At 39.6% G+C, this 12,007-nt stretch carries 9 protein-coding genes; 7 read left to right on the top strand and 2 right to left on the bottom strand.

Annotated elements, in window-relative coordinates:
• Positions 1 to 272: 272 nt before the first annotated feature.
• Positions 273 to 449 (bottom strand): DUF6783 domain-containing protein, encoded by a 177-nt coding sequence (locus I2D69_RS21160; protein WP_334285889.1) that lies wholly within the window; start codon positions 447 to 449, stop codon positions 273 to 275.
• A gap of 958 nt (positions 450 to 1,407) precedes the next feature.
• On the bottom strand, positions 1,408 to 2,361 hold the full coding sequence (locus I2D69_RS14285; protein WP_195380103.1) for an alpha/beta fold hydrolase: 954 nt from the start codon (positions 2,359 to 2,361) through the stop codon (positions 1,408 to 1,410).
• A 1,470-nt stretch (positions 2,362 to 3,831) separates the two neighbouring features.
• Here I2D69_RS14285 and I2D69_RS14280 point away from each other — a divergent pair.
• From I2D69_RS14280 to I2D69_RS14250, 7 genes are all read left to right on the top strand, one after another.
• A complete protein-coding gene (locus tag I2D69_RS14280) occupies positions 3,832 to 4,599 on the top strand; it encodes an AAA family ATPase (RefSeq protein WP_148463060.1) in 768 nt (255 codons plus the stop codon).
• Positions 4,599 to 5,600, top strand: coding sequence for a ParB/RepB/Spo0J family partition protein (locus I2D69_RS14275; RefSeq protein WP_195380102.1), 1,002 nt, complete (start codon positions 4,599 to 4,601; stop codon positions 5,598 to 5,600). Before I2D69_RS14280 ends, I2D69_RS14275 begins: the two co-directional genes overlap by 1 nt.
• Positions 5,601 to 5,609: 9 nt before the next feature.
• A complete protein-coding gene (locus I2D69_RS14270) occupies positions 5,610 to 6,134 on the top strand; it encodes a DUF4446 family protein (RefSeq protein WP_118580781.1) in 525 nt (174 codons plus the stop codon).
• A 241-nt stretch (positions 6,135 to 6,375) separates the two neighbouring features.
• The gene (gene serS / locus I2D69_RS14265; protein WP_148463062.1) at positions 6,376 to 7,668 is read left to right on the top strand and encodes a serine--tRNA ligase; all 1,293 of its coding nucleotides are present in this window, start codon (positions 6,376 to 6,378) and stop codon (positions 7,666 to 7,668) included.
• Between the two features lie 192 nt (positions 7,669 to 7,860).
• Positions 7,861 to 8,733 carry a DUF3881 family protein gene (locus I2D69_RS14260; protein ID WP_195380101.1) on the top strand — a complete coding sequence of 291 codons (873 nt, stop codon included), beginning with the start codon at positions 7,861 to 7,863 and terminating at the stop codon, positions 8,731 to 8,733.
• A 281-nt stretch (positions 8,734 to 9,014) separates the two neighbouring features.
• On the top strand, positions 9,015 to 10,202 hold the full coding sequence (locus tag I2D69_RS14255; protein WP_195380100.1) for a YgeY family selenium metabolism-linked hydrolase: 1,188 nt from the start codon (positions 9,015 to 9,017) through the stop codon (positions 10,200 to 10,202).
• A 184-nt stretch (positions 10,203 to 10,386) separates the two neighbouring features.
• On the top strand, positions 10,387 to 12,003 hold the full coding sequence (locus I2D69_RS14250; protein ID WP_173735517.1) for an FMN-binding protein: 1,617 nt from the start codon (positions 10,387 to 10,389) through the stop codon (positions 12,001 to 12,003).
• Positions 12,004 to 12,007: the final 4 nt, after the last annotated feature.

The following is a 12,007-nucleotide window of genomic DNA, read 5'->3' as shown; positions in this document are numbered from 1 at the left end:
GAAAAAAACAGGACAAGGATCTTTTTTGCTGTTTGGAAAAACTGTTGAATTGCCTGTTACATAAGAATTCTACTGGATATGAATATGCGCGTACATCGTTTTGCAAATAACGATATCAATCAAGCTGGATGCGTGAAGTTGAAGGTGCGGATGGAAAAAATGTGTGGCGGGCTACGCCCGAGCGTGTCTGAAAAATCATTCCTGCAATCTGCACGCCTTGCTTTGCTATATATCTCGGATTCAGTCGCCGTGGTTCACTACAGCAACTGAATTTAAGTTAAAGTTCCTGTGAATTGTGACATATATTTAAAAATCATTCTTGCAATCTGCGTGCCAAATTTTGCAGTATATTTTGTCTGAATTCGGTTGTCGCAGCTCGCTACGACGCCCTCATTCGGGCGAAATCTCCCATAAATTATGACGCACATCTTGCAGAAAGCCTTTTCCAAACACTCTCTGATCTGCTGACATTTCAAATGGTATGAAATATGTAATTAACGTTGGCTATTTTATCTGTTTGAATTTTTATATGCATTGTTTGTTTGAAAATGAATTTTAAAATCTTTGATTTTTACTCATATGGTTTTACATTAGCCGACTATATAAAAAGTCCGAAAACAGAAACTTTGCTTTTGCTTTCTGAAATATTACGGTAAATATAAAATGTAATAATAACTTTTATAAAATGAAAACCTACTAAAACATACAATAAAGTCCAATAAATAACACTTAACGACACAATAATACAACAAAGACCTATTTAATGTACTTTGAATAACAAAACAGGCAAATGAATCGTAAAAATACTCTGAAAAATATATTGTTATGTGAAAATATACTTTTAAACAATTCTAATTAAAACAAAAAGATTGTATAAAGATAAAATGGAACAGCGCATAACTGAAAAAATAACAAAATAACAACAAAACAATACGAAAAGAGCTCTGAGATGTATTTGAAAATCATTTCTCAATCCACACCCTCCACTTTGCAGTATATTTTACCCGTAGTTGGGTGTGTCGTAGCACGTTGCAGCACCCTCATTCTGGCCAAATCTCCCGCAAATTGTGGCGCACACCTTGCAGAAAGCCTTTTTCAAACACTCTCTGGGATGTATCAAAAAAACATTTTCGCAATCCGCACACCTTACTTTGTGGTATATATTCCTGAATTTGGCTGCCATAGTTCGCTACGGCAACCTCATCCTCATCCTGGTCAAAGTCCCACAAATTGTGACGTACATCTTGTAGAAAGCTTTTTTAATAGGCTCTGGAAATATAGAAAGAACAGGAAAAGCATAAAGCATAATAAATTATTATTGCAAAAACAAAAAAACTTCGGGATTATATTATACAATCTCGAAGCTTTTTATTCTGCTTTGAAGGCATATCTATATCTTTATTTTAATTAAAAGAATGCACCAACCTGCTCAAGAAATGCTTCTACATTCTCAATGTGTGGAAAATGCTTGGAACATGGAATGGTTGCTGACTCAATTGCTGGATTTACTTTCTGATAAGCTTCTACAATTGCAGCACCATTTGGCTCATCTTCACCTTCTACGATATAAATGCTGTTATCAATTGATTCTACAGCATGGCGAATGTTGATATTCATATATTTAGCACTTTGGCTGGAGTATAGGCATTTTGCATAATAACCACCTTTGTGCGCAGCTTCATAATATGCATCCAGGACATCTTTGTCTACATGGAATGGATTATAATAAAGCTTATCAAGAAAGAAATCATTAATTGTTTCACGTGAAACAATTATATGGTAGATAAAGGTTCCAAATATAGGCAGTTCGATAAAGAATTTGAATAATTTATCCTTTTTTGTGGTAGTTTGGGCAAGAGAAATCATGCTTACCGGATTAATAAACATGATTTTATTAATGCTTTCTTTATCGTAAGCAGCGGCAGTGGTAACAAATGAACATGAGAAACCACTTGCAATGATGTCGGTTTTCTCTTTAATTACATTTTTTATAAAATCGCAGATGATTTGTACGAAAAGAAAATTTGTATATGTAATTCCAGCTTTTTCCGAACGTCCGCAACCTAATAGATCAAGGGTATATACGGTGTGCTCTTGAGCAAGCTGATCCTCAACACGAGACCATTCGTATCCATTGGCTCCAGGCATTGTATCATGAATAAGAAGAAGAGGAGAGCCTTTTCCCTTCTTGGTATAATAAATTTTTCCGAAACGCCAATTATAATAGTTGTGATTGGAAAAATCAAGCATTTCTTTTAACTGGGAAGAGGCAACAATCACTCTATTGGTGAGATGGATGACACCAGCGGCAATCGTAGTCAACGCAGCCAGAGTCAGAATTTTATGTTTAGTGTCTTTCATTTTATAGAGGACCTCCTTTGGGTTTGTATGTATATTATACGCCAAAGAGGCTGATTTTACAATGTTTTTTGGCATATAAATGGGAATTGACAGAATACTGGGCTGCTGTTCACTCCGTTCACAGTAACACGCTTTCTGTGCAAACTTAATTCTCGGGGGTTCTGTGAATTTTTTTCACAAAAAACACCTCGCGGAGCATCACTGGTGAACAGCAACAATACTGATTGCTACTCATTTCGTGACCAGTAACATGCTTCACGAAAAAAGACATATTATTTGCTTTTGATAACCTGTTTAGATATGGTTGATATTTCGCGGTTTTATTGGCTTTACCAAACCTATAACTTATTTAATGTGTTGGTCGTTATCCCGGACGCGATTTCACAATGTATATTCACCGCCGCGCGTCGCAACGTTCCGGCAAGCTAATGACTAACTGCGACTAAGACGCTCAGGAGAGCCTTCGCGCCTAAGTCTCCGTAAGTCATGGATCTCACCTCCACTAAAACCGCTCCTGAAATGCGCGGCTTGCGAATATACATTGCAAAATTGCTTGATGCTGGAAAGGGAAGAAAGAAACAGTAACGATAACAACGGGAGTGGGGGAAGTAATTGGTATCCCGCAACTTTATTGTTTTTTGCAAATCTATCGTTGCCAAGAAAGTGTAGGGAAAACAATCACTCCCCCTCCCCTCTTCATTAAAAGTTCTTATCAACCAGCAAGTCTCAGCCAGTACACAGCATTTGGGCAATGTGTATTACTCCAGCGAGCCATTTCAGGCGCGCTCTTAGCGTAAGCGAAATTCAGCGCTTACGTAGACTTATGCGTGAGGGCTCTCCCGAACGCATTAGTCGCAGTTAGCGATTAGTTTGCTGGAGCGTTGCGCCGGCGAGTGAGTAATATACATTGTCCAAATGCGTCCGCATTGAAGAACTTTTAATCAACTAAATAGCAATAGAAAATAATAATAATTTTTTATATGTTGACTTCCAACAAATACATTCCAAAAAATGTTTAAAATCCCACAGTTAGGGTTATAATTAATAAGAAGATAAAAATAGACAATATTTTTATGAAAAGAAATGCCATTTTCTATGTTTCACGTGAAACATTATGTGGCGAGATAAATTTAAAAGTGTTATAATAGCAATAGTTATATGATAAGATTGCAGAACCTGTAGGATGGTGGTGTAATCTATAAACTTTGGTTATTGTGTGCAATTAAAATTTGCAAAATGTTTCACGTGAAACATTTTTATGTAATAAGAAATTCTGTTAAAATTTTCTATTGCATAAAAAGCCCTACCAGGTAGGATTACACTGTGGCAGAAAGTTAGATGGCGCTCGAGGTGCCCCGCCGTAGGTGGAGAATCCTGCAAGCAGGCTTCTTTTTTACAATTAAACATGTTGCTTTTTATAAAAATGTTGTGTGAACAGTAACCTAAATAATATGAAAGGGAGGGTTGATATTGGGCAGAACGATTGCGGTTGCTAATCAGAAAGGCGGCGTTGGCAAATCTACCACAGCCATTAATCTTTCTGCATGCCTGGCAGAACAGGGAAAAAAGGTTCTGACAATTGACATGGATCCTCAGGGAAACACTACCAGTGGATTAGGTGTTGATAAAAATGAAGTAGAAGATACCTTGTATGAACTTCTGGTAGGACAGTCCGATGTTGAGAAGACGATTGTCAAAGATGTAGTAGAAAATGTAGATTTGATACCATCAAATGTAAATCTGTCTGGCGCAGAGATTGAGCTTGTTGGTATTGATAATAAAGAATACATATTGAAAGAGATTACTGACAAAATAAAGAATAATTATGATTATATTATTATTGATTGTCCCCCATCTCTGAATATGCTTACTATTAATGCACTTACTGCTGCGACATCTGTTTTGGTTCCGATTCAGTGTGAGTACTATGCATTGGAAGGATTATCACAGCTGATACATACTATTGATCTGGTAAAGGACAGGCTGAATAATGATCTTGAGATTGAGGGCGTTGTGTTTACTATGTATGATGCCCGTACAAATTTATCGCTACAGGTAGTAGAGAATGTTAAGGAAAATCTTCAGCAGAATATTTACAAGACCATTATTCCGAGAAATGTCAGACTGGCAGAAGCTCCAAGTTACGGACAGCCGATTACTCTTTATGATCCGAGATCCACAGGAGCAGAAGCTTATCGCCTTCTTGCAGAAGAAGTGATAAACAGGGAGGTTGAGTAATGGCAGTTAAGAAGAAAGGTCTTGGAAGAGGTCTGGATGCTCTTTTCCCGGAGAAGTCAGTGAAGCCAGCTGAAAAAAAACCGGAGCAAAAGCCAGTTGCCACAAATGAAAGCTTACATCAGCAGGAAGAAGGTTCTTTGAATGCTTCAGCAGTGAAGAGTGCTGCAGAAACAAAAGATATAGCACAAGCTGCAGTAGTTGAAGAACCGAAGAAATCTGAAATGCTTGTGAAGATTTCAAAGGTAGAGCCAAACAGAACTCAGCCACGCAAGCAGTTTGATGAGGATGCTTTACTGGAATTATCTGAATCAATTAAGCAGTTTGGCATCTTACAGCCACTTCTGGTTTCGGATAAGGGTGATTACTATGAGATTATTGCAGGCGAGAGAAGATGGAGAGCAGCCAAACTTGCCGGGTTGAAAGAAGTTCCGGTAATCATTAAGGAATTTAATGATCAGCAGGTAGTTGAGATTTCCCTAATTGAAAATATTCAGCGGGAAGACTTAAATCCAATAGAGGAAGCGATGGCCTATAAGCGCCTGATCGATGAATTTAAGCTGAAACAGGATAATATTGCAGAACGCGTTTCTAAGAGCAGAACTGCAGTGACTAATTCCCTTCGCCTTTTGAAATTGGATGAAAGAGTTCAGCAGATGCTGATTGATGAGATGATTTCAGCTGGGCATGCTCGTGCAATTCTTGCGATTACAGACAAAGATAAGCAGGCAAGTGTGGCAATGAAGATTTTTGATGAGAAATTAAGTGTTCGAGAGACTGAAAAACTGGTAAAACATATTGTGGAGCCACCGAAGAAAACTCAGAAGACGGTAAATACAGCTGAAGATGCGATTTACGAGAGTCTCGAGGAGAAAATGAAGGGCATTATGGGAACCCGGGTTTTTATACACAGAAAGAAAAATAATAAAGGTAAAATTGAAATTGAATATTATTCCAGAGATGAACTGGAAAGAATCATTGAGTTGTTTGAATCAATAAGATAAGGAGAGTGCATGAGCAGTATTTTTGACAGCCTGGGAATTGACCCGGGTATCATTATTATTTTACTGCTGATTCTGACCATCGTTCTGGCGGTGAATGTATTCAGCAGCAAAATGAGGCTTAGCCGTTTGGAACGTAAATACAAGATGTTCATGAAAGGCAGTGACGCACAATCTCTTGAGAAAGTTTTTGTACGAAAATTCGCTCAGATTGACCGCCTTTATGAAGCCAAAGAGGATCATGAGCACGACATCAGCTTTATCAAACATCATTTGGAATCTATGTTCAGCAAATATGGCGTTGAAAAGTATGATGCGTTCGATGATGTAGGCGGAAAACTTAGTTTTGCACTGGCTTTGTTGGATCAGGATAATTCCGGAGTAATTTTGAATGCAGTACACAGCAGAGATAATTGCTTCCTTTATCTGAAAGAAATTGTAAAGGGAGAGTCCTATGTAATGTTGAGCCAGGAAGAACTTGAAGCCCTTAGAAAAGCTGTAAATTTTGGCTTGGAAAATATTGAAAAAGATGAGTAAATTGGTTGCTGCGAACAGTTGGTAAAAAATGAATATAAGTCATAAAAAAACAGCGAAAAATGACAAAATTGTTATAAAAAATAAATAGTAATGACAATATTGTTATAAAACGAAAAACAAAACAGATACTTGCCATAAAAAGAGATATGAAAAAATAAAACAGATACTTGCTGCAAAAAGAGATATGGAAAAATAAAACAGATATTTGCTATGAAAAAAAGTATCAGTACAGGAGGAAGACATGTTAGACATCAAATTTGTGAGAGAGAACCCGGAAATCGTAAAGCAGAACATCCGCAATAAATTCCAGGACAGCAAACTGGAGCTGGTTGACAAGGTTCTGGAGTTGGATAAGGAAAACCGCGAGATCAAACAGGAAGTAGAAGCTCTTCGTGCAGAGAGAAATAAAATTTCCAAACAGATTGGTGCTCTTATGGGCCAGGGAAAGAAGGATGAAGCAGAGGAAGTTAAGAAACAGGTTGCAGCTTCCGGTGAGCGTATTGAGGAACTTTCCAAGAGAGAGAAAGAAGTTGAGGAAGAGCTTCTGAAGGATATGATGGTAATCCCGAATATCATTGACCCATCTGTACCGATTGGTAAAGATGACAGCGAGAACGTTGAGATTGAGAAATTTGGTGAGCCTGTTGTTCCGGATTTCGAAGTTCCGTATCATACAGAAATCATGGAAGCTTTTGACGGAATCGACCTTGATAGCGCAAGACGTGTTGCTGGTAATGGTTTCTATTATCTGATGGGGGATATCGCAAGACTTCATTCTGCAGTTATTGCATATGCACGTGATTTCATGATTAACAGAGGATTCACATACTGTGTACCGCCGTTCATGATCAGAAGTAACGTTGTTACAGGTGTTATGAGCTTCGCTGAGATGGATGCCATGATGTACAAGATCGAAGGTGAGGATCTGTACCTGATCGGAACCAGTGAGCATTCTATGATTGGTAAATTTATTGACCAGATCATTCCGGAAGAAGAGCTTCCAAAAACTCTTACAAGTTATTCTCCATGCTTCCGTAAAGAGAAAGGTGCTCATGGACTTGAAGAGAGAGGCGTTTACCGTATCCACCAGTTTGAGAAGCAGGAGATGATCGTAGTTTGCAATCCAGAGGACAGCAAGATGTGGTTTGACAAACTGTGGCAGAACACTGTTGATCTGTTTCGTTCCCTGGATATTCCGGTTCGTACACTGGAATGCTGCTCTGGTGACCTGGCAGACCTGAAAGTGAAATCCCTGGATGTTGAAGCATGGTCTCCAAGACAGAAGAAATACTTTGAGGTAGGAAGCTGCTCCAACCTTGGTGATGCACAGGCACGTCGTCTGAAAATCCGTGTAAACGGAAAAGATGGCAAGAAATATCTTGCTCATACTCTTAATAACACAGTTGTTGCTCCGCCAAGAATGCTGATCGCGTTCCTTGAGAACAACCTGAATGCAGATGGAAGCGTAAATATTCCAGTTGCCCTTCAGCCATACATGGGTGGAATGACAAAAATCGAGAAAAAGTCCAAATAATTGGACTTAAAAATGAAATAGCATAAAAATACCAAAAATTGGACTTTGAGCTGAAAATAGTAATAGATTAAAAGTAAATGATCTGAAAATAGTAATAGATCAAAAGTAAAATATCAGATGGTCCGGAGAATATCAGAATATCTGAAAAGTTGTTTGATTTGCAATAAGACTGCTTAACAGGGAGGTGATAATGTGCATAGTTATTTAAGAACTGTTGGCTTTTCAAAGGTAAAGTCACGTAAAGAAATGCAGGAAATCATTCAGGATGTGATAAATACTTACGATGAGAAAATTGCAGTGGAGAATCATCCGGATGGAGTTTTTGTACAATATTCCAAGAATTATGGCTGTGACTGTGGAATAACAGTCTGTGGACAGTATGATGAAGACAATGAGTTTCACGTAGAATATTCATTTCCGTTCTTTCGCGGCACAGGAATCACCTCTCAGGAGAGTGTAGTCGTGGAGAGACACGCAGAAAAAGAGTCTTACGCAGGGGCGTGTGATGACATGCGCCTTGGCGTGACTTTGATCTTTTATCTTCAGAATCCTGCAGAATATATGCTGGAGAAGTATAAGGGGAATGTGCGTGAAGGACAGCCACTGACGATTACAGGACTGGCAAGAGAAGGGAAGATCCTTTTTCCGGTTCAGAAAGATAAAGAAGCTGTAAAAGTAGAGCGAGAGCTGACAAAAAACCGCAATAATCTGATCGCGGCTGCCAGAAATGGTGATGAAGAAGCCATGGAAGACCTTACGATGGAAGATATGGATATGTATTCCATGATTTCTGAGCGTATTGTTACAGATGATGTGTTGACAATTGTGGATACCTGTTTTATGCCTCATGGAATTGAATGTGATCAGTATAGTGTGATGGGCGAAATCGTGGATTTTGTGAATTTTAAGAACATTCTCACTGGTGAGAAACTGTGCCAGATGACCATCGAGTGCAATGATATCCAGTTTGATGTGTGTATAAACTGTGCGGATCTGCTGGGAGAACCAGCTGTGGGACGCAGATTTAAGGGGCTGATTTGGCTGCAGGGGCAGCTGCATTTTTAGACGAATCTTTAGATTCGTATTCATAGACTAATTTAAGTTAAGTTATAAAACACAATCTCAAAGTTAATAAAAAAGCTCTTGACAACTTCGAAAAAAGCTCCTATAATGCAGAACTATCAAAAAGCAAACGAAACTACAAAGGCGTAGAACACTTCAATGTGTCTGCGCCTTTTTCAGACTTAAAAACAATTTTTTTACGAGGCGGAAATTAACTATGAAAAAATTGAAAACAATTTTAATGGGACTGAGAACTAATCTTGGTGCAACACAGGTATTGGTAGATGATAAGTGAAAAATGGGACGAAAAAGTAATTGAGCTGGCAAAAAGTCTGATAAACTGTCAGAGCTATTCAGGACACGAGGATAAAGCGGCGGAAGCTTTAAAGGCGTATATGAAAGAGACCGGTGTTTTCGATGAGATAGAAACTGACTGCTACGGAAATGTGATCGGTCATATTAAAGGAAAAAATCCTGGTTCGAAAGTCCTGTTTGATGGACATATAGACACGGTTCCAGTTGGAAATTTAAAGGATTGGAAACATGATCCATTTCATGCAGTTGTTGAAGATGGAAAGCTTTATGGCAGAGGAGCTGCTGATATGAAAGGTGCGGTAGCTGCATTTACAGTTGCTGCGCATAGATATGCGGTGGAAAATGGGAAAAATTTTGCCGGAGATGTATATGTGGCAGGTGTTGTGCATGAAGAATGCTTCGAAGGTGTTGCCGCGCGAAAAATAAGTGCGAAAGTGAAACCGGATTATGTGGTAATTGGTGAAGCATCTGAAATGAATTTAAAAGTAGGACAGCGTGGCCGTGCAGAAATTGTGGTTGAGACCTTTGGTGTCCCGGCACATTCAGCAAACCCGGAAAGGGGCGTAAATGCAGTATATAAAATGTGTGAGGCCATTCAGGCTATCCGTGAGATTGAACCGCCTGTCCAGAATAAACTTGGAAAAGGAATCCTGGAGCTGACAGACGTAAAATCTTCCCCATATCCAGGAGCCTCCGTTGTTCCGGAATACTGCCGTGCAACCTATGACCGCAGACTTCTGGTAGGTGAAACCAAGGAAAGCGTGCTTCAGCCAATCATTGAAAAAATGGAAGAGCTGAAGAAAAAGGATCCGCAGTTTTCCTATAAAGTTTCTTATGCAGTGGGAAAAGAGGAATGCTACACCGGAGAAAAAATCCAGGGAGAACGCTTTTTCCCAGGCTGGCTGTTTGGCGCAGAAGAGGAGTGGGTAGCAAAAATAAAATCCGAACTGGAAAAAGAGGGATTTTCTCCAAAGGTAACTACCTACAATTTTTGTACAAATGGAAGCCATTATGCAGGAGAAGCTGGCATACGTACTATTGGAATGGGACCTGCAAGAGAAAATCTGGCACATACCATTGATGAGTATGCGGAGGTGGAAGATCTGATAAATGTGTCGGTGTGCTATGCGGGGATTATGAAGGCGTTGTTGGGATGATGTATAGCTTTCGGTAAAGTGAAGAAATAATGTGAAAATGATAGAAAAGGCATTCTTTTTTGAGTATACTATTACTTGGAAAGGAGTGCTTTTTTATGATTATTGATAGACTTTCGGTGTTTGTGAAATGGAAATTTTGGAAGCAGTTGAAAAAAGATAGCCTACAAAAAGAAGCAGCTAAAAAATGAAAAATAGAAAGAACAACTGGATAAAAATAGTTATCCAACTACTGTCGTTTATCTTAATCCCAGAACTGTTCGTAACAGGATTTACAGCTATTGGAGATATTTTTTCCCAGATCTATGCTGGAAGTATTTCCTGGGAGAGTGTCAGGTATTCGGTGTATGTACTAATCGCGACAGTGCCAGGAAGTGTACTGGTGGGGAGATTTTTTTGCGGATTTTTCTGCAGCTTTGGAGCTGTGCAGGATTTCTTGTGGTTTGCAGCGCGGAAGCTGGGAAAAGGCAGCTGGAGGCGGAACAGAAATCCAGAAATATACAAGAAAGCTGACAGAGTTCTGAAACTGGCAAAATATGGAGTACTTGTTTATTTTGTAATATTTATATGGAGTGGTGTTTTGACCTGGAAAAAGCAAGGTCCGTGGGAAATATTTGGCCAGTATATTGTGCCTGGACATTGGCCGGGAGTGAAGCCTTTGTGCTCGGTGGGGGGAATTTTACTCTTGGTGATTTTGGCAGGATCAGTGTTGGTAAAGAGATTCTTTTGCAGATATTTCTGTCCAATGGGAGCGGTGTATGCACTGATTTCCAGAGGTGCATTTTTGAAAATCGAAAAGCCCGGACGAGAATGCAGTGCCTGTTCTTTGTGTACTGCGAAATGCAGCATGGGAATTGATTTTACGAAAAAGGAACAAGTTACAGGTGGAGAGTGCATTGCGTGCCAGCAGTGCATTAGCTGGTGTCCGAAAGGAAATGCGCATTTTGGAATTAAATATGGAATGGTGATCGGAGTATTGCTCACGTGTGTGATGATTGGGGCTTCCCGGCTCCTTACGGCGAGAAGCTATACGAAGGATAGAAATATAGCAGGCGGTGTTGTTGAAGGTTTCAGATATAAAGACGGTACTTATACTGGAACAGGTGAGGGCTATCGTGGAGCGATGCGTGTCACTGTAAGTGTGGCGGACGGAAAAATAACCAGTCTTACACTGGATAGTTATGAGGATGACAAGTCTTATATGGAAAAAGCGAAAGCTGAAATCTTTTCTGCAATAATCGGACAGCAGAATACGAATGCAGATACCGTATCCGGTGCTACATATAGCAGTAAGGGGCTGATTCAGGCTGTACAGAATGCTTTGAAGGAGGCAGGAACTTCAGAGACTGCGGAGAATGGTTCTGATGATAAAGCTGCGGACAAGGCTGAATTTATTTCTGCAGGCCGCTTCCGGAACCTTGTCGATGGCGTATATACAGGATCTGCCGATGCCTTTCGTGGTGATGTAGAAGTTCAGGTTACTGTGGAAAATCAGCAGGTAACGGATATTTCCATCTTCTCATACTGTGACACAGAAGAATATTTTTTCAAAGCTGCGCCAGTTGTAATTGAAGAGATGAAAGAGGAACAAAGTCTGAACATTGATGCTGTCAGCGGAGCCACATACAGCAGCAACGGAATTATTCATGCCGTGGCAAATGCATTGGAGATTCCCGAAGATCAATATGCCGAACGTCCTGGCCGGAATCTGGCTGCCAAGAAGAAAAGCCATGGACATATTGTAAAACATGTAATAGAAAACCAGGAAGAGTATGAAAAGAAGGTTAAGGAGTATGAAAAATAGATAA

The organism is Ruminococcus sp. D54t1_190329_F1, assembly GCF_015551645.1.
Taxonomy (GTDB): domain Bacteria; phylum Bacillota; class Clostridia; order Lachnospirales; family Lachnospiraceae; genus Blautia_A; species Blautia_A faecis.
Note: the sequence above shows the minus strand (reverse complement) of the source record. Positions and strands in the feature narration are given on the sequence as shown.